Source organism: Xanthobacter tagetidis, assembly GCF_003667445.1.
GTDB lineage: Bacteria > Pseudomonadota > Alphaproteobacteria > Rhizobiales > Xanthobacteraceae > Xanthobacter > Xanthobacter tagetidis.
In genome coordinates this window covers 177,980-197,756 of record NZ_RCTF01000007.1, presented here as the reverse complement: position 1 = coordinate 197,756, position 19,777 = coordinate 177,980, and the positions used below count along the sequence as shown (strand labels likewise).

Here is a 19,777-nt window from a genome sequence, read left to right as displayed (position 1 = left end):
CGGTATTGTCAGGCAATCTTCATGCCGCGGGACGGGACCCGCCAGGCACATGAGGATTTTCGCGCCGGCGAGCCGGAAGCTGTCGCGGATGCTCATCATTTGCGAAGTTTGCTTCAGCTGCAAACAGTTTGTATGAAATAGGAAGTGACACGGCGCAGGATGACGGCGGGGCGCGCATGGACGATGGTGGGAGAGGTCCGAGCCTGGTCTCCTTGGCGCGCGGCCAAGCCGGGACTGCGGCCATCGCGCGTCAGCCATACTGGTGGGATCGGACGCCGCCGCGCGATCCCGCGCTTCCCATCCCGCTCTCCGCCCGGCTGCCGCGGCAGGCCGATGTGCTGGTGGTGGGCTCCGGCTTCACGGGATTGTCCGCGGCCCTGATCCTCGCCCGCGCGGGGCGGCAGGTCCTCGTGGTGGACGCCGGTCCGCTGGGGTTCGGCGCCAGCACCCGCAACGGTGGGCAGGTGGGCAGCGGCAATCAGAAGTTCCGCGTCGCGTCGCTCATCGCCATGTTCGGCGCGCGCAAGGCGGAGGAGATGCTGCGCGAGGGCGTCGAAATGCTGGACGGCATCGAGCGCCTGGTCGCCGACGAGGGCATCGACTGCGCCTTCGTCCGCTGCGGGCGCTTCCGCGGCGCCATGCGGCCGGCCCACTACGAGGCCATGGCCCGCGACATGGAGGATCTGGCCCGGCATGCCGGCGTCGCCTTCGAGATGGTGCCCAAGGGCGAGCAGCACCGCGAGATCGGCTCGGACCTGTTCTTCGGCGGCTCGATCCTGCCCGACGATGCGAGCCTCGATCCCGGCCTTTACCATGCCGGGCTCCTTGCCAGGGTGGCGGCCGCCGGGGGGCGCCTGGAGAGCCGGGCACCGGTGCGGGCCATCGAGACCGGATCGGGCGGGCACACGGTGCGCTTCGACGGGCACCAGATGCAAACGCGGGCGGTGCTGGTGGCGACCAATGGCTACACAGCCGGCGTCGGCGCCTATCTGCGCCGGCGCATCGTGCCGATCGTCTCGGCGCAGATCGCCACCGGCCCCGTTCCGGACGCGGTCATGGACCGCGCCATGCCGCGCCGCCGCGTCTACGGCAATTCCAACCGCGTGTTCTTCTATTTCCGGCCCGCGCCCGGGGCGAACCGCATCGTTTTCGGCGGCCGGGCAGCCCATTTCCGGCGGGAGGGCGCGCCGTCCGCTTTTGCCCATCTGGCGCGCGAGCTTCTTTCGGTCTTCCCCGATCTCGGCGGGATTCCCGTGACGCACACCTTCAGCGGCGCCATCGGCTACACGCACGACAACTTTCCCCATCTCGGCCAGGATCGCGACGGGGTGTTCCACGCGCTCGGCTATTGCGGCACCGGGGTGTCGCGCGCCACCCATTTCGGCCGCAAGATCGCACTGCGCATGCTCGGGCGGCCGGAAGGCGCGAGCGCGTTCGACCACCTGCCCTTTCCCGGCCATCCGCTGCGCGCCCTCGCGCCGCTCGGCGTGCCGCTGGTGGAAGGATGGTATCGCCTGCGCGACCGGACCGGGTTCTGAGCGCGGGCCTATTCCCCATAGACGATGATCGAGAGAAAGCGGATCGGGGGATCGAGCAGCCGCTCGGGCCCGTGCACCACCGCCCCGGCGAAGGTGAAGCTGTCGCCCGGCTCCAGCAGGAACAGCCGGTCGCCGAAGCGGTATTCCATGCGCCCGCTCAGCATGTAGATCAGCTCGGTGCCGGGATGCTGGAACCGCGGATGGGCGTCGCTCTCCTGGTCCATCTCGATCAGGAACGGCTCGAACGCCTTGCGTGGCCCCTTCTGGTAGGCCAGCAGCTTGTAGACATGGCCGTGGCGCGTCCCGGTGCGCACCACCTCCATCTGGTCGGACGCCTTGACGAGCTGCGCCGCGCCGGACGTGTCCTCGATCGCCTCGAACAAGGCGGCAAGGCCGATGCCCAGCGCCGCGGTAAGACGCTCAAGAACCTCGAGGCTTGCCGCCGACTGGCCGTTCTCGATCCGGCTCAGCATGGCGATCGACATGCCGCTCGCCGCCGCCAGCTCCGTCAAAGTCAGGCTCCGCTCCATGCGGTTGCGGCGGATGGCGGCGCCGGCGCGGCGATGGATCGGCTGGAGCGCGGTCTCGACGGCGCCATCGGCGGCGCCACCCTCTGCAGGGGCGGGGCTTCGTGCGCGCCTCGTCACCGTCTCCCCCTTTGCCGTACGACCTGCCCCAGCTTAGAGCGTGATCGGCGCAAAATGAATCCCCGCACGCCGACCGCCCATCACGTCCGGCGCGGAGCCGGGGCGCCGGTGGCCGCCTATTTCTCCACCGCCGGCAGCAGCGCCTCGCTCTCGTCCTCCGCCCGCTCGCGCGCGCCGGGATGCTCCTCGATGAGCGGGCCGGGGGTCGCGGCGGAAGCGGCGGCCTCCGCCTTGCGGGCTCGGCTGCGCGACGGCGCGGTTCCGGCCTCGCCGCGGACCATCCGCAGCGGCGGGGCGCCGCCCTTCTTGTCCTCGCCGAAATAGACCGTCTGGTGCGGGTAGGGCACCTGGAAGCCGCGCGCGTCGAACGCCGCCTTGATGCGCCGGTAGAATTCGCGCCGGACGTTCCACTGCCCCAGCGGCCGGGTCTTGAAGCGGCCGCGCAGCCACACGGAGGATTCCTTCAGGCCCTCGACGCCCACCACCTCGAACGGGCCGATGATGGTCTCGGCCAGCGGTCCGTTCTCCGCCATGTCCTGGGCGACCTCGGCCATGACCGCGAGCGCCTCGTCGATGTTCTCGCGATAGGCGATCGCGACATCCACCACTGCATAGGCAAAGTGCTTCGACATGTTCTTGATGGTCTGCACTTCGCCGAACGGCAGGGAATGCACATTGCCGTCGAAGTCGCGCAGGTGGACGGTGCGGATGGTGATCTTCTCCACCAGACCCGCATGGGCGCCCACCTCCACCACGTCGCCCACCGAAAGCGTGTCTTCCATGAGGATGAAGATCCCGGTGATGACGTCCTTCACCAGGGTCTGCGCGCCGAAGCCGATGGCGAGCCCGAGCACGCCGGCACCCGCCAGCAGCGGGGCGATATTGACCCCAAGTTCGGAGAGCACGATCAGCCCACCGATGGTGATGATCACGACCCTGAGACCGTTCATCATGAACGGGAGCAGGGTCTTCAGGCGCGTGGACGTGGGGTTGCGCGCGGTCATCCGCTCGGCGAAGGCGGCGCCGAGTTCCCAGGTGGCAAAGCCCGCGGCCACGACCACCAGGATGGAGATGGCGCGCGCCAGGAGCGACTGCCCGCTGGTGGAGGCGAGCCACTCGAACGGCCGCGCGCCCCAGATTTCCAGCAGCGCGACGATGGTGAGCGCGCCCACCAGCGCCTGGCCGGCCTGTCGCAGGGCCGGCAGGTAGCGATTGGCCCGCATCTCCAGGAGCGGATATTTCAGCTGCATCTCCGGCGCGAGGCGGAACACCATGCCGAACACGCGGTGCAGCGCGAACAAAATGAGGCGCGCCGCCGTCACCGTGAGCACGGACAGGATCGTCGCCCGCGCGAGGAAGGCAAACCCGCCCTCCAGATTGGTCACCCACACCACATAGGCGGCGGTGACGTAGGCGATGGCCAGCAGGTGCCAGAAGTCCGCCACCTGGTTGCGCAGGCGCGCGACGCCGCCGCTCGGCGCCGCCCATGCGCGCAGGCGCCGGGCCACCGAGGAGCGGACCTGCAGGATGAAGACCACCGCCATGCCCGCGATCACCAGGGCGAGCAGGTCGCCCAGGACGTTGTAGGCGGCGAAGGACAGGCCGAGAATCCAGGCCGTGCGCAGCAGGAAGTAGCCATAGACGGCGGTGTGAGTGAAGCGCCGCACCCACAGGAAGCCGTAGGCGGCGCTTTCGTCGTCGAGGGGCAGAAGCCGCAGCCGGGCAGCATCGGGCGCGAGCACCGCGCGGGACCCGACGATGATGACCCGCGCCAGGACGTTCGCGTTCACCACCGTCACCACGGCAAGCCGCACCAGGAAGCTGGTCTCCACCACCGCCAGAACGCCGAAGGCTGCCGCCGCGAAGGCGACGATGGGCAGCGTATCCAGCACCGTTCGTACCAGGAGGAGCAGAACCCGGCTCGCAAACGAGCCGCCACCGCGCGCCTCCACCGCCCGGCGGAACCCCGCGAGCAGCGCCTTGACGGCCCATTCGGCCGCCAAGGCGGCAAACAGCACCGCCGCAACCACCCCCACCGCCCAGGCGATCCGCTCGATCACGAACGGGTCGGACAGGCTGGAAAACAGCTGGTTCAGCTGCGCGGGCACCGTCTCCGCCTCCGCGACAATCCCGAGCACGGAGCCGGAGAACGCGCCGAGCGCGCTGGTCGCGCCGGCGAGCCAGTCGTCGCGCAGCGGCAGCTCGGCCTCCTGGCGATCCGCCGCGATCAATGCGCTCAGGCGGGCGACGAAGGCCTCGCGCGCCTTGTCATCCTGCAGCGTCTTTACGAGGTCGCGGATATCGGCGCGCAGCGTCTCGGGAAGCGTCGCCGGTGCGGCGCTGTCCGAGGCACTGGGTTGGGCCGGCGCCGCCGTCGCGGGCGGAGGTCCGGGCGGCGGAGTGGCGGTCTGTGCTGTGGCGATCGGGGCGGCAACGCAAAAAAGCAGGCATGCCGCAAGGCGGGCCAATGGGATCATGTGGGAAACTCCCGTCTAGCCGTGGCGCTTGGTGTCGCTCAAGGGGCGGCGCAAAGGCGCCGCAGCGGGTGGGTCAAGCCTTGCATCGCCGGGCGCGATTGTCCACCCGCCCCGGCCGCGGCCCTCCTGAAGCGGCCGGCTTCGCGATCCAGGCTTGGCTTTGGCGATCACGTCGCGAACCGCCTGTTCGGGTTCCCCCGGACGGCGCCGCGGGCTTGCGAGGGGGCGGGGGCGCTCCCATATCGGGTGAGCCGGGATGCCGCGACGGGTCCCGGCGGGCCGCGGCCGAACGGGCGCGGACCAAGGCAATGCAAAGTCGCTTGACGAGGGCTTTGATCGATGTCGCGCATGTCTTCGCTGTCGAGCCCCTTCCTGCTCGGGTTCGACGAAGTCGAGCGGTTGCTCGACCGTGTGACCAAGAGCGCCGAGGGCTATCCTCCCTACAACGTGGAGAGGGTGGAATCGGACGGGCAGGCGCCGCGCCTGCGCATCACGCTGGCGGTGGCGGGGTTCACGGCGGACCAGCTCGAGATCACCCTCGACGAGAAGGAACTGACCATCCGCGGCCGTCAGGCCGAGGAGATCGAGGACCGCATCTTCCTTCACAGGGGGATCGCGGCGCGTCAGTTCCAGCGGACCTTCGTCCTCGCGGAGGGCATGAACGTGGTCGGTGCGGAGCTGCGCAACGGCCTGCTCGCGGTGGACCTTATTCGCCCCGAGCCGGAGCGGCGCGCGAAGCGGATCGACATCGTTTCTCGTCCCTGAGGGGCGGGTGATGGCGCGGATTGCCGAGAGTGAGGAGTAGACCATGACGAACGAGAAGACCGAGGCGCTCGCGCCCGAAGCCATCGCCCCCGAGGCGATCACCCCCGAGGCCCTCGCCGGGCTCGGCGGCGGCCACATCGCTTATGTGCGCACCATCCGCTCCGAGGACGTGGCGAGCATGTTCCCCCAGGCCCCGCAGATCGCGCCGGGCATGACGCTGTTCACGCTGCACGCGGCGGACGGCACGCCGATCCTGCTGACGGACAGCCGCGAAGCCGCGCTCGCCAATGCGGTGCAGAACGAGCTGGAGACCGTGAGCGTCCACTGATTTTCACTGATTTTGCGCCCGCGGTGCAGCGGGCGCAAAAGTCCCGCTCAGGCGGCGCAAGCCGGCCCACCGGCCCGGCTCAGGCGGCGTCGGAGGCGGGTGTGGCGGTGAGCTGGGTGAAAATCGTCTTGGCGTCGCGGGTGGCGCGGAGCTTTTCCACCGTATCCGGGTCCCGCAGCATGCGGGCGACGCGAGCCAGCGCCTTGAGATGATCGGCGCCGGCCGCTTCCGGTGCCAGCAGCAGGAACACGAGGTCCACCGGCTGCCCATCCAGGGCCTCGAAGTCGATCGGCTTTTCCAGGCGTGCGAACAGGCCGACCAGTTTGTCGAGCTTGGCAAGCTTGCCATGGGGGATGGCGATGCCGTTGCCGACGCCGGTGGAGCCGAGGCGCTCCCTCTGGAGCAATGTCTCGAGAATGTCCCGCGGGTCGCGGTCGATCATAGCGCCGGCCTGCTGCGCCAGTTCCTGGAGAGCCTGCTTCTTGCTGCTGGCCCGCAGCATTGGAAAGACCGCGTCGGGGGCAATGAGATCGGCGAGGGGCATGGATCGGGTCCCTGCGGCGTGCGCGGTCGGGCTCGGGAATGGCGACAGGCGCTAGAGCCTGATCCTCTCAGGTCGGAGCGACCGGAGCGGTGGATCAGTCCCTGAACGCTGGTCGAGAACATTGACCGACCTGATCGCGATGCGATCAGGTCGGACCGTGCTCTAGTCCCAAGCCGAGCCGACCGTCAATGGCCTGCGATGGCCCGCCGGATTCCCCTGGGGACAGGCGTTGCCGTCTGCTCCCGAGGTCGCCCGCCGGGCGCGCTTCATCATCCCGGGCCAAGCAACAGCACGTCCGGCACCTGCGCCGGATACGTGTGATCCATCAGCCCCCGCATGGCGCCGCCGTGGCAGCGCCGGTCTTCTCCACGCAGCGGCGCCCACGGCGCCGCCGGACTTCTCCACGCGACGGCGCCCGCGGCGCCGCCGGTCTTGCGGCCCCCGTCGCGCTGCCGGCGAAGCGGGGACCCTCTGCTCGGTTCAGGCCGCCGGATCGATCCAGCCCACATGGCCGTCGGGACGCCGATAGACGACGCTCACCCGGCCGTGGCCCGCATGGCGGAACACCACGACCGGCGCCCCGGTGATATCGAGTTCCAGCACCGCGTCCGCAACCGAAAGCGCGCGCAGACGCGTCACCTGCTCGGCCACGATGGTGGGGCTCCAGCCCTCCAGCGCCTCTTCGGTCTCGTCGTCCGGGACCGGAGCGAGGATGTAGCTCTGGGCCGCGTCGGCAGTGCCGTTGCCGGCATGGACGTGGCGGTCCTTGATCCGATGCTTGTAGCGTCGCAGGCGCTTCTCGATCTTCTCCACCGCGGTGTCGGCGGAGGCATTGGCCTCCTGCTCGCTGCCGTGGGCCTGAAGATTCACGCCTGAATCAAGATGAAGCATGCATTCGGACCGGTAGCCCGAGCCTTCGCGCGCAACGGTGACCTGGCCAGACCAGCCACCGTCGAAATATTTCGCGACAACTTCGGAAAGCCGATCCGTCAGGCGTTGCCGGAGAGCTTCTCCGACATCGATGTTCTTTCCTGACACTCTTAGGGCCATGCGATTTGATCCCCTTTGAGCGGGTGCCGGGAGGCGCCTGCTCTGCTTCTCAAAACCGGCCGGCCCCACAAGTGGTAGGAGTGCTTTGCCAACGTGTCAACAAACCAGCGCCCGCGCGGGCGCGCGGTGCACCGGCACGAATCGCCCGCCCGATCAGCGCGAGAGGAACGGCAGCATGCGCGAGAGCACGCCGTCCTGCTTGACGATGCCGTGATAGAGACCGGCGGCGATGTGCAGCGCCACCAGCGCCGCCATCAGGTAGCCGCCGCGCTCGTGCCATTCGCCCAGCACGTCGGAGAGCGCTTCGTTCTTGCCGAGCGGCGACGGCATGGTGAACAGCCCGAACACCGACACCTGCGCGCCGAAGGTGGTCGCCGTGAGCCAGCCGAGGATCGGCATGACGATGATGAGCGCGTAGAGCGCGTAGTGGGTCAGCTCGGCTGCGCCCCACATCCACACCGGCATGCCGGCCGGGCGGCCGGGAACGGGATTGAGCGCGCGAGCGAGCACCCGCAGGACGGCGAGCGCGAAGATCAGGATGCCGATCGATTCGTGATAGTAGAAAAGCTGGTCCTGGAGCGCCCCGCCGTCGAGCCGCACCATCAGAAGGCCGGCGGGAATCACCATCAGGACGAGGATCGCGACGATCCAGTGCAGCCACCTAGCCGGCGGCGCGTAGACGCTCGGGCGGGCGGGATGTGAGGTCTCGTGGGCCATGGCTTTCCGTCTCCGCAGATGAGGCGCGCAACCGGCATTCGAACCAGACGTCGCCATCGGGCAGAAGCTCGACGCGGGTGGCCGGCCTGAGGGCGCTGGACAGGCTGGCGACGGGAGCGAGCTCCAGCCCGGTGCGTCCCGAGCCGATGATGACCGGCGACACGAAAACGTGAACCACATCGAGGCAGCCGGCCTCGATGAAGGCGGACAGCGTCCGCGCGCCGCCTTCCACGAGGATGCGGGCGAAGCCCAGCCGCCGCAAGGCCGCGACCACGCGTGCCGGCGCGAACGCGCCGTCGGCGTCGATCTCGACCGTCTCGACCCCCGCCGGCACAGCCGCGGCGACGCCGGGCCGGCGCACCACCACCCGCCGGACGCCGTCCTGCGCGAAGCACCGGGCGCCGGGATCGGCGCGGCCACTGGGGTCGAGCACCACCCGCGCGGGGCTGCGGCCGACCACGCGGCGCACCGTCAGCAGCGGGTCGTCGGCCACAACGGTCCCGACCCCGACCACCACCGCATCCACGCTGGCGCGCAGGGCATGCAGCCGGTCGAGCGCCGCCGCGCCGTTGATGTACTTGGATTCGCCGTGGATCGTTGCGATCTTGCCGTCGAGCGACTGTCCGATCTGTCCCATCACCACGGGCTCGACGGTTTCGTGATGAGGGGCGAGGGTCGCGCCGTTCGGCATCTCGTCATCCATGTGTGCGGGCCTGCCGTAGAGAGTGTGTCATGGGGAACGCATCTCCACGCGAAAGGTTACGCCTGAGCCGTCGTTTTGGATCGGCTTTTCGCGGCAGGCGCATTCCAGCGGCGCGCAAGCGGTCAGGGCGCCGCGGCTAAGCGAGCGTATGAGGTAGCAGGATGTCTTTTGCCGACCGTCTCGGCATCGGTGCCGCATCGTCCGAAGCTTTTGTCGAGCGCGCTCTTGGGGAGCTGCGCTCGGGCAGGCCGGTGCTGCTGCAATCGGGCGACGAGGAGGTGCTGGTCCTCGGTGCCGAGGCGCTCGACGCCGAGGCGGCGGAAGCGCTCGCGGCGCTCGATGGCGGCGGCGGCCCGGCGCGCCTCGTCCTGCCGGCTCCCCGCCTGACGAGGCTCGGCGCACCGCGCGCCGTGGCCGGTTCCGTGGCCCTGCCCGCGTTCGATGCGGCACGGGTGGAACAGCTCGCGCTCGGCCTCGATGCCCGCATCGACGCGCCGGTGGCGAACGCCGGCCCGGCCGATCTGGCCGCCCTCGACCTCCTGGCGCTCGCGCTGGTGCTGCCGGCCGCGATCGTGATCCCCATCCGCCGCGACGAGGTGCCCGGCGCGGTGGCCGTGACGGCCGAGGAGGTGGCGCGTTTCCGGAAGGCGCAGGCGGCGGGCCTGCGCATCGTCGGGCGCGCGCGGGTGCCGCTCGAAGGCGCGCGGGAATGCGAGTTCGTGGTGTTCCGCGGCGGCGAAGGCCTGCGCGATCAGGTGGCGGTGATCGTCGGCCAGCCGGACACGGCGCGACCGGTGGCCGTGCGTCTGCACTCCGCCTGCCTGACCGGCGACCTGTTCGGCTCGCTCAAGTGCGATTGCGGCGACCAGCTGCGCGACACGGTGGCGCGCATGGCGGCCGAAGACGGGGGCATCCTGCTCTATCTCGACCAGGAAGGCCGCGGCAACGGCATCGCCAACAAGATCCGAGCCTACGATCTCCAGGCGCAGGGCTTCGACACCTACGACGCCGATGCGGCCTTGGGCTTCGGCCTCGACCAGCGGCGCTTCGAGTTCGCCGCCGAGATGCTGCGTCAGCTCGGCGTGACAGCCGTTCGCCTCCACACCAACAACCCGCAGAAGGTGGAGGCGCTGAAGCGGTCCGGCCTCGACGTCGTCGCCGAGCAGCGCGTGCTCGGGCGCCCGACGCTGGAGAATGTGCGCTATCTCGCGGCGAAGCGCGACCGCGCCGGCCACGCCATCGACTTCGAGCAGCTCGCCGCGCGCGCTCCCGACTGACGCAAGCCCCCTCGGCTTCCCGACGTCGCCGTGCCGGCCGGACAGGTCGCCCGCCAGCGGCGGTCAGACCTGACCTAACGTCACTTGCATTCCTGCGCCACCCGGTCGAGAGCCTGGGAGATGCCGGAGAGCGAATATTTGTCGGTAGTCTCGTTGCCGCGCGTGGACGTGCTGACCACTGTCACGTCGCGTCCCTTGCGCATGGCGTCCACGAGCTTGGCCTCGTCCGCGGCATTGCGCACCCAGGCGCCCTGGTCCTGCGTGTAAAGCTCGAACTTGGTGCTGCCCACCGTGACGGTCACGGTGCTCTTGTCCCTGAGCGGGAAACCGACGGTGATGCTCACCTCCTCCTTCACGTTCTGGCTCGGGCGGGTCGAGACGAACATGAAGGCGGGATCGCGGTTGAGCCCCTCCGGAAGCCGCTGTTTCGGCTGGCTGGTGGCGTAGCACACCTTGGGGCCGCTGGTGGACGCGTGAACCGCCCAGTCGCCGAACTGTGCGACCGCCTTGGATTGTGCCTGCGCTTGCGCCATGCTCGGGGCGGCCACCAGGCTGGTGAGGAAAACGCCGAGGAGCGTCGGATGGATACGACGAAGGGCCATGGCTTCTCCTTATGCTGAATTCGACCGGTCTTGATCAAAACGCTTCTTGCGTCGGTGGGCCGCTCCACCTTGAAGACAGAGAACGCGTTATCCGGCCCGCTTGCAATGCAGGCCGACGGGCGCGTGCCCTAGCGCGCGGTCCAGTCAAAAAAATGACCCGCACGCCGGCGCCTGTTTAGACCATCCCCTCGTGCCGGCTCAATGCCGCAGGCACACACGATATTGTAGGTTGACGAGTAAGTCATTGCACACACTGTTGTTTTTTGTTTCGGAACGGCCCGAAACACGGTATCTGCGAAAGAGATGTCGTCGCGCCTGCAAGCCGATACGGCGTCGGGGGCGCCCTAGTGATCGAGCCGCGCGGGTTAACACAACGTTTCCGGCGTGCCGGATGGCCGCCGCGATTGGACGGGAGGAATGATGAGAGCCGTACTTTGCACCCGCCTCGGTTCGCCGGAGAGCCTCGAGATCGCCGACCTGCCGGATCCCGTCCCCGGGCTCGGCGAGGTGGTGGTTGACGTTGCGGCGGTCGGGCTCAATTTCTTCGACACGCTGATGCTGAAGGACCTCTATCAGCTGAAGCCGCCTGTCCCGTTCTCGCCGGGCGCGGAATTCGCCGGCCATGTGAGTGCGCTCGGCGACGAGACCGACGGCTTCGCCATCGGCGACCGGGTGTGCGGCTACGTGTCCTACGGCGCGGCGCGGGAGAAACTGGTGGTGGCGGCCGAGCGCCTGGCGCGGGTGCCGGCCGATTTCGATCTGGTGAAGGCCGCGGCCTTGCCTGTAACCTACGGCACAGCACTTTATGCGCTGCGCGACCGCGGCGCGCTGAAGGCGGGCGAGACGCTGGCGGTGCTCGGCGCCTCCGGCGGCGTGGGGCTCGCGGCGGTGGAGATCGGCGCCATCTTCGGCGCCCGCACCATCGCCTGCGCCTCCTCCCCCGAGAAGGTCGCCTTCGCCAAGGCCCACGGCGCCGGCGCCGGGCTCGACTACAGCAAGGAGGACCTCAAGGCCGGCCTGAAGGCGTTCGCCGGGGGCCAGGGCATCGATGTGGTCTACGATCCGGTCGGCGGCGAGCTGGCCGAGCAGGCGCTCCGGGCGCTTGGACCGCTGGGACGCTTCCTGGTGATCGGCTTCGCTTCGGGGCAGATCCCGAAGATTCCGCTCAACCTGTTGCTGCTGAAGAACTGCGATGCACGCGGGGTGGATTTCGGCGCCAAGGCGCGCGGCACGCCGGTGTGGCTGCGGGACGCCATCGCCGAGCTGATGGCCTATGGCCAGGAGGGGCGCATCTCCGCGCATGTGGACGCCACCTTCCCGCTGTCCGACTGCGCGGCGGCCCTGGCGGAGATCGCCGGCCGCCGCGTCAAGGGCAAGGTGGTGCTTACGACCGGACGGTAGCGCCCTCCCCCTCGTCCGCCCCCGCCTTGCGCAGGTCCGAAATGGCGGCGCGGGCGGCGGCGTAGTGGTGCGGGAGGACGTGGCCCGACAGCAGGCGCATCGCCCCCATCAGAACCGCCGCATCATCGCCGAAGCCCACCAGCGGCAGAAGGTCCGGTGCCACGTCGAAGGGCAGGACGAAATAGGCGAGCGCACCGAGCAGGGTCGCGCGCACCCGCAGCGGCGTCGCCTTGTCGAAGGCGGCGTAGTAGGCCGCGACGGCTTCCTCGGCGAAGGGAATGAAGCTGGCATGGCGCCGCAGCTTGTCCCAGAAACCCGAGCGCACCCGGCGCTCGTCGCGCGCCGCGCGGGCGCCGTCGGCACCCGAAAGTGAGCCCCAGTCCATGCGCGTCCACCTCCGATTTCCCGGCCGGGCAAACCTGCCCGGGTCTGAAAGAATCAGATGGGGACCATTCGCGCAGGTGCAAGGTTCCGGGGTCGTTGGCCTCAGATCAGCGGATAGGACGCTTCCACAACGTAGGGACCGCCGCCGACGCTGTCGCGGGAAGAGAACAGCACGAAGCGCGGCACATGGAAGGTGGGGCTGCGATAGGGGCCGCGCGCGGCGAGATAGTCGGCCACCTGCCGGGTCGAGGCGTCGCGCAGGCGGGCCAGGGTCACGTGCGGCTTGAAGTTCCGCCCTTCCGCGCCGAGGCCGAGCCGCTGCATGAGCCGCTCGTGCTCGGCCTGAAGCTCGGTCAGTGCCGGATTGGCCTTCACCGCCGCGAACACGGCGCGCGGCTTGTGGCCGCCGAACTGGTCGACGCCGTCCAGCGTCGCGTCGAACGCCGGGCGGCGCACCTGGCCGAGCATCAGCATGATGTCCCGGCCGAGGGCGTCGTCCACGTCGCCGATGAAGCGCAAGGTGACATGGTAGTTTTCCGGATCGATCCAGCGGGCGCCGGAGATGCCGCCGCGCAGTCCGGAGAGGGTGGTTCCGACCTCGTGCGGAATTTCGATGGCGGTAAACAGCCGCGGCATTGTCGCCTCCGCGAACCCTTGCTCGACCCGCCTGCCGGGCGCCGCTGCATCCGCGGCGCCGGCCCGGGGGGGCATGCGCCAGTGAAGAGGATTCGCGCGGTAGATGGAAGCGCCGCCGCGCCGCACCTGCCCTCACTGCACAGGAACGAAAATGTCGATCTCGAGCGCCTCCGGCGCTGCGGTGAGGATGTCCGTACGGTAGCGCTCGATATAGAAGTCGCCCGCCGTCAGGTTCTTCAGGTCGAGGTAGTTGAAGATCAGCTCGTAGGTATTGTCCATGTCCGCGAACGTGCCGGCATGGCGGAACTTCAGCATCTTTCCGGCCTGCGACGCGCCGAGCTTCATGGTTCCGGCCGGCTTCTTCGTGGTCGCACCGGAGAAGGGAAGCTGAAGCTCGAAGGAGAAGCCGCGGTCGTCGCTCTCCGTATAGACCACCATCGCCTCGCCCGCCCGCGTCAGGCCGAGGCTGGACAGTTCCGCCTCTCCTGCCTTGGCCGCGCCAACCAGAGAGTCATACGCGTCGTCCCAGCTGGCCGTCCCGGAAACGATCAGGACCGGCACCGACGGGAGTTCGACCTCCTCGGCGGCGAACGTGCCGCCGCCGGGGCTGACGGGCACACTCTCGACGCCTCTGGGGTTCACCAGAGGCGGAGCGGAGAGGCCGCCATCGGCGGGGGGCGCAGGAACGGCCGGTGCGGGCGTGACGGAAGGCGCCTGGGCGGCAGCCGACCCGGATGCGGCGAGGGGCGCCATGCCGACCGTCAGGCACAGCAGGACGTCGCGCAGCGCGGGAACCATGCGCCGCGGGGCACCAAGCCTCATGTGATCCTCCCTGCGGGTCCGGCGGCACGACGCAAGCCGATGCGGCACCCGACCGGCGCCGTGTCTTATACCATCTGCGCGCGCGGCTGAATCGACAAGAGGGCGCTCCGGCGCGGCCGCGATCGCCGCGGCGGTGCCGTGGAGGGCACGCAACGGCGGCCCTTCAACGAAGCGGGGCGCCCGCGACAGCGGACGCCCCGATCGGGGAGCCGGCGACGCTGAGACCTGACGGCCGGCGCTTTGAGCAGAGCAAGAGGCCGGCCAAAGCAGGCATACGATATGTGGGGCCGGCCAAGAGAATGTGGGCCACATCTGGGGCCGGCCCGCCCGCGCCTCGCAACTTGCCTCGCAATTTGCAAATTGCGAAAGACGGCCGGCATGTGCCAAGCGTCGCGCAGGCCGAGGGCCGTTCGGAAAACCGGGACAATCACCGGGCCGGCCGGCGCGGAGTCTCCGTCGGCGTCGATCCCGCCTCAAGCGCGCCGGGCTGCGCCGCGGCGGCTTCGCCGAGCCAGATATGGAGAAAGCGGTCCAGCCAGCGGTCGATCGCGCCGTCATACCGCTCCCACCCTTGAAGATGGGTCTCCCCCGCCTGGGCGCCGGGCTGTCCGAAGCGGTGGGCTCCGCGCACGATCCACACCGACATCATTTCGCGCGTCACCTCGGGGTGGAACTGCAGCGCGAAGGCGTTGCGGCCGTAGCGGAAGGCCTGGTTGGGGAAGGTCTCGCCGGTTGCGAGCAGTTCGGCGCCTTTGGGCAGGTCAAAGCCCTCCGAGTGCCAATGATAGACATGGCCCGGCCAGTCCAGCAGCGCCCTCCCCGCATCGGTCGCCGCCAGCGGGTAATAGCCGATCTCGCACGCCCCGTCCTCGCGGGGCGCGACGCGGGCACCGAGGGCGCGCGCCATGATCTGCGCGCCGAGGCAGATGCCGAGAAGCGGCCGGCCCTCCGCCAGCACGCGGGCGGAGAAATCGGTCTCCTCGCGGATAAAGCCATGGCTGTCGTTGGCGCTCATGGGACCGCCGAAGATCACCACGCCCGCATAGTCCGCAAGGTCGGCGGGAAGCGGATCGCCGAGCGCCGGGCGGCGGATGTCCAGGCCGTGGCCGCGCAACGAGAGACGCTGTCCGATGCGCCCGGGCGTGGAATGGGCCTGATGGACGACGACCAGCACCTTTCCGGCCTCGCCGCCGCAGGCGCAGGGGTCCGCGCCGGCGGGCGTCCGGTCTTCGAACGGCCCCTTCGGAAGACTAGTCCTGTTGCTCACCGTCCCCTTCCGTCTCGTCTCGGACCTCGCGCCGAATGCGGGTGCGCTCGCGCGAACCCACGTTCAGCAACTCTGCGGCGCGCCAGACGAGATTGTCCTCGAACTCGCTGAGGCCGCCATCGGCATAGGCGACCTCGAACATCATCTCCACGATGCGGCGCCGCCCTTCGTCGTCGAGCGCGCGATTGAGCACGCTGGTGAAGGCATAAAGATCGACCGCTTCGGCGTCCTTGGCAATGGCCAGTTCCAGCAGCGCATCGGTGTCGTCGCCCGACAGGTCGAAGCGCCGCGCGAGGATGTCCTTGAGGATCGCCTGCTCCTCCGCGGTCACGGCGCCGTCGATCGACATCACATGGACGAGAAGGGCCGCCGCGGCGAGGCGATAGTCCCCGTCGGCGAACGCCACGACCTCCCGTTCGCCGCCCGTAATCTCGGTGATGAAGTCTGAAAGGGCGCGGAACATGGGGCGGGCGGGTCCTGCTGAGGGAACGGAACATATCTGGGTGGCGTCGCCGCAGCCGCAAGGCCGGTGCGAGCCGGCTCGCTCGCACAGCGCGACGGGCGAGGGTCTGTTGCCACGGCCCTAAGCGCCGCACAAGCCCTGAGCGCCGGCTCGGGACGTGGCGCCCGCCGGCGATCAATCTCCAAACGGGCGGCGACCGCCGGTTTGGAAAATCGGCTTGCGAGCACCACCGGCGGTGGGCGCCCCGAAACCCTCCTGACCGCTCCGCGATCTTTCAGGGACTTTTCATGCAGGCTCCGAGCCATCGACCAGAACCCCCGGCGCCGAATGGTTTTTCGGGGGAACCCGATGACCGGATTCACGTTTGAACAGAAGAGCGTGAGCGCCAAGGCCAAATATCACTCCGAGCCGCGAATCTTCGGCTGTTCGATGTCCAGTCAACGAGCAGTCAAGCTTGTGCACCCCAGGAGAATATTAAGCCGGCACCACGACATCTGCCCCAGGACCAATCAATCGGAGGACGACATGAAAAAGATCAAGCTCTTGACTGTGGCTGCGGCATCTCTACTTGCGTCGGCGGCCATCGCCCAGCAGACCGCCCCGACCACCACGCCCGGCAGTTCGACCATGCCGCCGGCGGCAACGGCCGCTCCCCCCGCCACTTTCATCGGCATGCAGACCGCGGATCAGATCATGGCCAGCGATCTCATCGGCATGTCCGTCCGCGGCGCCGGCGATGAATCGATCGGCGAGATCAACGATGTGGTGCTGGCCCGCGACGGGCGGGTGATCGGTGCCGTGATCGGCGTCGGCGGCTTCCTGGGCATCGGCGAGAAGTCCGTCGCGGTGCCGTTCCAGATGGTCGAGATGGTGCGAGGGCCCAACACCACCGACCACGTGGTGATCCGCAAGACCAAGGACGAGCTCAAGGCCGCGCCGGAGTTCAAGGAGCGTGAGGCGCCGAGCGCGACCAACACGACCCGTACGCCGGCCCAGCCGGCCCCCGCTGCGCGTTGATGAAAGCAGGGGACGGGCGCGTTCAGCGCCCGTCCCCGCCCTCCCGCCGTGCCGCCCTCTCGACCCTCCCGGCAAGAGCCTTTACCCGCCGCTTGCCATCCGCCGAATGCGAACCCCACCGCGCCGGTAAGGGAATCCGCATTGAAAAGTGCGTCCGTTCAAGGCCATGGTGCATCGGTCGACGGGACAGGAACGGGAGCAGGAATGGGCGCGCCGGATTGGGGACCTGTCGCGTCATCCATGCGTTTTCTGGCGCAACCCCGCTCACTCGCCTGGCGAATCGCTTTCGCCGTCGCGGTGATCGGCGCGGCATTCGTACTGCGAGCGCTGTCCTCCTATGCGCTGCGTGATTACGCGCCGTTCCTGCTGCAAATTCCGGCGGTGCTCCTGGTCGCGCTGGTGGGCGGACTAAGGGTCGGCCTGTTCGGGCTGGTGCTCGCCATCGCCGCCAACGCCCTGTTCATCCCCTGGACGGCGGCCTCCGGCGCCGACGTCACCGGTGCGAGCATTTCGCTGGCCTCCTTCACCATCAACGGTTTCGCCTGCTGCCTGATCGCCGCGCTGCTGCGCGCAAGCGTGGTCAAGCTCGAACAGGCGCGGGCGTCCCTCGACGTGGCGTCGCGCGAGAAGGAGACAACGCTCGCGACGCTCGAATCGCTGCTCGACAACGCGCCGCTCGGCTTCGCCTTCTTCGGTCGCGACCTGCGCATTCATCAGGTCAACGATACGTTTGCCCGCATGGGCGGGCTCTCGCGCTCGGACCATGAAGACCTCAAGATGGCCGCGCTGATGCCCGCACTGGCAGAGCGGGCCACCGTCCTGGTGGAGCGCGTCTTCGAGACCGGCGAAATCGTCCCGGACGTGGAGATCAGCGGCGCCATCCCCGCGATGCCGGGGATGCACCGGCACTGGCTGGTGAGCTTCTATCCGGTCAAGGATGGACTGGGCGCCGTGCGCTTTGTCGGCTCGACCGTGGTGGACATTACCGAGATCAGGAAGGCGGAACAGCGCCTCGCCTACAGCGAGCGCCGATACCGGCTTCTGGCGGAAGCTCTGCCCAAGATGGTCTGGACCGCCGACCCGCAGGGCCAAGGCGACTATTACAATCATCGCTGGCAGGAATTCACCGGCGCACCTGCCGATGGCAGCGAGTTCGGCGAGTGGCACAGCTATGTGCACCCGGAGGAAAGGGCGGACCTGATCCGGGCATGGAATGCCTCGATCGCCAGCGGCGAGGCATTCAACCGGGAATGCCGGTTCCGGGCGGCGGATGGCTCCTATCGCTGGTTTCTCTGCCGGGCCGTGCCGGTGCGCGACGAGGATGGCCGGGTCGACCGCTGGTATGGCAGCTGCACCGACATCGCCGAGATCGTTGCCGCGCGGGAGGCGCTGGCGCGCTCCCACGAGGAACTGGAGCGCCTCGTCACCCAGCGCACCACCGAGCTTGCCCAGGCCAACGAGCGCCTGCGCCGGGAAATGAAGGAGCGCTTCGCGACCGAGGCGCAGCTGCGGCAGGCGCAGAAAATGGAGGCGGTGGGCCAGCTCACGGGTGGCATCGCCCACGACTTCAACAATCTCCTCACGGTGATCGTCGGCAATCTGGAGGCGGCCGAACGGCGGATCGGCCCCGACAACGTCCAGGCCCGGACCTTCCTCGACCACTGCCGCCAGGGCGCCATGCGCGCCGCCACCCTCACCCAGCGGCTTCTCGCCTTCTCCCGCCGCCAGCCGCTCGATCCCAAGCCGACCGACGTGAACCGGCTGCTGGTGGGCATGTCGCAGATGCTGCGGAGCGCGCTCGGGGCGCGCGTCACCCTCGAGACCGTGCTCGCCGGCGGTCTGTGGGGCGCGGAAATCGACCGCAACCAGCTGGAAAACGCGGTTCTCAACCTCGCCGTCAACGCGCGCGACGCCATGCCCGACGGCGGCAAGCTCACCATCGAGACCGCGAACGCCTATCTGGACGACGCCTATGCGGAAGCGCACGACGTGGCGGCGGGCCAATATGTGGTGATCTGCGTCAGCGACACCGGCACGGGCATGAGCGCGGAGGTGATGGCGCGGGTATTCGAGCCCTTCTTCTCCACCAAGGGGCCGCGCGACGGCACCGGCCTCGGCCTCAGCCAAGTCTACGGATTCGTCAAGCAGTCCGGAGGGCACGTCAAGATTTACAGCGAGGTGGGTGAAGGCACCACGGTGAAGCTGTATCTGCCGCGCCTTGAACGACCGGTGGATGAGGGCGAGCAGGCCGATATGCGCGCGCCGCCCGAAGTGCGCAAGGCGCGCATCCTGGTGGTGGAGGACGACGCTCAGGCGCGGCAGCTGGGGGTCGACGTGCTAAGGGCGGCGGGGCACGAGGTGAGCGAGGCCGACGGCGCCGACGCGGCGCTGAAGCTGGTGCAAGGGCTTGCGCCCTCCCGCCACCCCGAGCTGCTGTTCACGGATATCAGCCTCGGCACGGGGCTGGACGGGCCGGGGCTCGCTGATCGGCTGCGCCAGATCGTGCCGCAAATTCGAGTGCTCTTCACCACCGGTTATGCGAGAAATGCAGTGCTGCGGCAGGGCCGGCTCGAACGGGGGGTCAACCTCCTGACCAAGCCGTTCTCGCAGGCGGAGCTGGTGCGGAAAGTGACGGGCATCCTGGAACAGACCATCGACAGGAAGGGTGCGGCGCTGCTGGTGGAGGACGAGCCCTTCGTCGCCATGGTCGCGCAGCAGATCCTGGAGGACCACGGCTTCGAGGTGACCGTCGCCTCGCACGGCGCGGCGGCGCTCGCCCATGCGCGATCAGGGCAGGACCTGCCGGAGCGGGAAGCATTCCGCCTGGCGGTGGTCGACCTCGGCCTGCCGGACATGCGTGGCGACGCGGTCGTTCGGGAACTGCGGACCATCATTTCCGGCCTCGCCATCATCATCGCCACCGGCTACGGCACCGAGGATCTGGAAGGCGAGTTCGGCGGCGTCGAGGGGATCGCGCTGATCGGCAAGCCCTATGATGGCGCAACCCTGCGCGGCGCGTTGCGGGGCCTTGGCTTTACCATTTTGGATTGAGGTGTTCCCCCCAGCGGGGCAAGCGTTGGCGCGACCGCGCTGATGTCCGGCCGCAGCGGGGCGTGCCCCGCGCTGCGGCCGGACACCT

19 protein-coding genes are annotated in these 19,777 nt (G+C 69.0%); 7 read left to right on the top strand and 12 right to left on the bottom strand.

The genetic code is table 11. The annotated features are described in order from the left end of the window. Positions 1-212: 212 nt before the first annotated feature. Complete coding sequence (locus tag D9R14_RS10870; RefSeq protein ID WP_245420718.1) at positions 213-1,538, top strand: NAD(P)/FAD-dependent oxidoreductase; 1,326 nt, start codon at positions 213-215, stop codon at positions 1,536-1,538. Between the two features lie 8 nt (positions 1,539-1,546). On the opposite strand, the gene D9R14_RS10865 is transcribed toward D9R14_RS10870, so the two are convergent. Next, entirely contained in the window at positions 1,547-2,185 is a 639-nt protein-coding gene (locus D9R14_RS10865) for a helix-turn-helix domain-containing protein (protein ID WP_245420716.1), read from the bottom strand. A 116-nt stretch (positions 2,186-2,301) separates the two neighbouring features. Continuing rightward, the gene (locus tag D9R14_RS10860) at positions 2,302-4,662 is read right to left on the bottom strand and encodes a mechanosensitive ion channel domain-containing protein (RefSeq protein WP_121623340.1); all 2,361 of its coding nucleotides are present in this window, start codon (positions 4,660-4,662) and stop codon (positions 2,302-2,304) included. Between the two features lie 339 nt (positions 4,663-5,001). Here D9R14_RS10860 and D9R14_RS10855 point away from each other — a divergent pair, with 339 nt between their 5' ends. Both D9R14_RS10855 and D9R14_RS10850 read left to right on the top strand, forming a co-directional pair. Continuing rightward, positions 5,002-5,427 (top strand): Hsp20 family protein, encoded by a 426-nt coding sequence (locus D9R14_RS10855; RefSeq protein WP_121623339.1) that lies wholly within the window; start codon positions 5,002-5,004, stop codon positions 5,425-5,427. A 43-nt stretch (positions 5,428-5,470) separates the two neighbouring features. Further along, positions 5,471-5,755: a BQ00720 family protein gene (locus tag D9R14_RS10850; RefSeq protein WP_121623338.1), complete on the top strand. Its 285-nt coding sequence runs from the start codon at positions 5,471-5,473 to the stop codon at positions 5,753-5,755. A gap of 79 nt (positions 5,756-5,834) precedes the next feature. Here D9R14_RS10850 and ptsN read toward each other — a convergent pair whose 3' ends face one another. From ptsN to D9R14_RS10830, 4 genes are all read right to left on the bottom strand, one after another. Next, positions 5,835-6,299, bottom strand: coding sequence for a PTS IIA-like nitrogen regulatory protein PtsN (ptsN, locus tag D9R14_RS10845; protein ID WP_121623337.1), 465 nt, complete (start codon positions 6,297-6,299; stop codon positions 5,835-5,837). Positions 6,300-6,779: 480 nt separating this feature from the next. Continuing rightward, positions 6,780-7,349, bottom strand: a complete 570-nt coding sequence (gene hpf, locus D9R14_RS10840; RefSeq protein ID WP_121623336.1) for a ribosome hibernation-promoting factor, HPF/YfiA family — start codon at positions 7,347-7,349, stop codon at positions 6,780-6,782. A gap of 153 nt (positions 7,350-7,502) precedes the next feature. Next, a complete protein-coding gene (locus tag D9R14_RS10835) occupies positions 7,503-8,066 on the bottom strand; it encodes a cytochrome b (RefSeq protein WP_121623335.1) in 564 nt (187 codons plus the stop codon). Beyond that, positions 8,011-8,769, bottom strand: a complete 759-nt coding sequence (locus D9R14_RS10830; RefSeq protein ID WP_121623334.1) for a RibD family protein — start codon at positions 8,767-8,769, stop codon at positions 8,011-8,013. The genes D9R14_RS10835 and D9R14_RS10830 overlap by 56 nt, the downstream gene beginning before the upstream one ends. 161 nt (positions 8,770-8,930) lie before the next feature. Here D9R14_RS10830 and ribA point away from each other — a divergent pair, with 161 nt between their 5' ends. Next, positions 8,931-10,046: a GTP cyclohydrolase II RibA gene (gene ribA / locus D9R14_RS10825; protein WP_121623333.1), complete on the top strand. Its 1,116-nt coding sequence runs from the start codon at positions 8,931-8,933 to the stop codon at positions 10,044-10,046. An 80-nt stretch (positions 10,047-10,126) separates the two neighbouring features. Here the strand turns inward: ribA and D9R14_RS10820 are convergent, their stop codons facing one another. Next, the gene (locus tag D9R14_RS10820) at positions 10,127-10,648 is read right to left on the bottom strand and encodes an invasion associated locus B family protein (RefSeq protein WP_121623332.1); all 522 of its coding nucleotides are present in this window, start codon (positions 10,646-10,648) and stop codon (positions 10,127-10,129) included. A 420-nt stretch (positions 10,649-11,068) separates the two neighbouring features. Between D9R14_RS10820 and D9R14_RS10815 the strand changes: the two genes are divergently transcribed. Beyond that, the gene (locus tag D9R14_RS10815) at positions 11,069-12,049 is read left to right on the top strand and encodes an NADPH:quinone oxidoreductase family protein (protein WP_121623331.1); all 981 of its coding nucleotides are present in this window, start codon (positions 11,069-11,071) and stop codon (positions 12,047-12,049) included. On the opposite strand, the gene D9R14_RS10810 is transcribed toward D9R14_RS10815, so the two are convergent. The 5 genes from D9R14_RS10810 to D9R14_RS10790 form a co-directional block, all read right to left on the bottom strand. Continuing rightward, positions 12,033-12,434, bottom strand: a complete 402-nt coding sequence (locus D9R14_RS10810) for a YkvA family protein (RefSeq protein ID WP_121623330.1) — start codon at positions 12,432-12,434, stop codon at positions 12,033-12,035. The genes D9R14_RS10815 and D9R14_RS10810 overlap by 17 nt on opposite strands. 101 nt (positions 12,435-12,535) lie before the next feature. Further along, positions 12,536-13,069: an RNA 2',3'-cyclic phosphodiesterase gene (thpR, locus tag D9R14_RS10805; protein ID WP_121623329.1), complete on the bottom strand. Its 534-nt coding sequence runs from the start codon at positions 13,067-13,069 to the stop codon at positions 12,536-12,538. Positions 13,070-13,201: 132 nt separating this feature from the next. Further along, positions 13,202-13,891: a GyrI-like domain-containing protein gene (locus tag D9R14_RS10800; protein ID WP_170168576.1), complete on the bottom strand. Its 690-nt coding sequence runs from the start codon at positions 13,889-13,891 to the stop codon at positions 13,202-13,204. Positions 13,892-14,318: 427 nt separating this feature from the next. Then, the gene (locus D9R14_RS10795) at positions 14,319-15,065 is read right to left on the bottom strand and encodes a glutamine amidotransferase (RefSeq protein ID WP_121623327.1); all 747 of its coding nucleotides are present in this window, start codon (positions 15,063-15,065) and stop codon (positions 14,319-14,321) included. Positions 15,066-15,141: 76 nt separating this feature from the next. Beyond that, the gene (locus D9R14_RS10790) at positions 15,142-15,621 is read right to left on the bottom strand and encodes a tellurite resistance TerB family protein (protein ID WP_121623326.1); all 480 of its coding nucleotides are present in this window, start codon (positions 15,619-15,621) and stop codon (positions 15,142-15,144) included. A 348-nt stretch (positions 15,622-15,969) separates the two neighbouring features. Between D9R14_RS10790 and D9R14_RS10785 the strand changes: the two genes are divergently transcribed. Then, positions 15,970-16,638, top strand: a complete 669-nt coding sequence (locus D9R14_RS10785) for a PRC-barrel domain-containing protein (RefSeq protein ID WP_245420714.1) — start codon at positions 15,970-15,972, stop codon at positions 16,636-16,638. 48 nt (positions 16,639-16,686) lie between these two features. Then, positions 16,687-19,689 (top strand): response regulator, encoded by a 3,003-nt coding sequence (locus D9R14_RS10780; protein ID WP_147453005.1) that lies wholly within the window; start codon positions 16,687-16,689, stop codon positions 19,687-19,689. Positions 19,690-19,777 lie beyond the last annotated feature (88 nt).

Excerpts from the sequence above, each read along its gene's own strand:
- D9R14_RS10835 (WP_121623335.1), bottom strand. The coding sequence starts at position 8,066 with ATGGCCCACGAGACCTCACATCCCGCCCGCCCGAGCGTCTACGCGCCG.
- D9R14_RS10855 (WP_121623339.1), top strand. The coding sequence starts at position 5,002 with ATGTCGCGCATGTCTTCGCTGTCGAGCCCCTTCCTGCTCGGGTTCGAC.
- D9R14_RS10815 (WP_121623331.1), top strand. The coding sequence starts at position 11,069 with ATGAGAGCCGTACTTTGCACCCGCCTCGGTTCGCCGGAGAGCCTCGAG.
- D9R14_RS10800 (WP_170168576.1), bottom strand. The coding sequence starts at position 13,891 with ATGAGGCTTGGTGCCCCGCGGCGCATGGTTCCCGCGCTGCGCGACGTC.
- D9R14_RS10785 (WP_245420714.1), top strand. The coding sequence starts at position 15,970 with ATGACCGGATTCACGTTTGAACAGAAGAGCGTGAGCGCCAAGGCCAAA.
- ribA (WP_121623333.1), top strand. The coding sequence starts at position 8,931 with ATGTCTTTTGCCGACCGTCTCGGCATCGGTGCCGCATCGTCCGAAGCT.
- hpf (WP_121623336.1), bottom strand. The coding sequence starts at position 7,349 with ATGGCCCTAAGAGTGTCAGGAAAGAACATCGATGTCGGAGAAGCTCTC.
- D9R14_RS10830 (WP_121623334.1), bottom strand. The coding sequence starts at position 8,769 with ATGGATGACGAGATGCCGAACGGCGCGACCCTCGCCCCTCATCACGAA.
- D9R14_RS10820 (WP_121623332.1), bottom strand. The coding sequence starts at position 10,648 with ATGGCCCTTCGTCGTATCCATCCGACGCTCCTCGGCGTTTTCCTCACC.
- D9R14_RS10790 (WP_121623326.1), bottom strand. The coding sequence starts at position 15,621 with ATGTTCCGCGCCCTTTCAGACTTCATCACCGAGATTACGGGCGGCGAA.
- D9R14_RS10810 (WP_121623330.1), bottom strand. The coding sequence starts at position 12,434 with ATGGACTGGGGCTCACTTTCGGGTGCCGACGGCGCCCGCGCGGCGCGC.
- ptsN (WP_121623337.1), bottom strand. The coding sequence starts at position 6,299 with ATGCCCCTCGCCGATCTCATTGCCCCCGACGCGGTCTTTCCAATGCTG.
- D9R14_RS10860 (WP_121623340.1), bottom strand. The coding sequence starts at position 4,662 with ATGATCCCATTGGCCCGCCTTGCGGCATGCCTGCTTTTTTGCGTTGCC.
- D9R14_RS10850 (WP_121623338.1), top strand. The coding sequence starts at position 5,471 with ATGACGAACGAGAAGACCGAGGCGCTCGCGCCCGAAGCCATCGCCCCC.
- thpR (WP_121623329.1), bottom strand. The coding sequence starts at position 13,069 with ATGCCGCGGCTGTTTACCGCCATCGAAATTCCGCACGAGGTCGGAACC.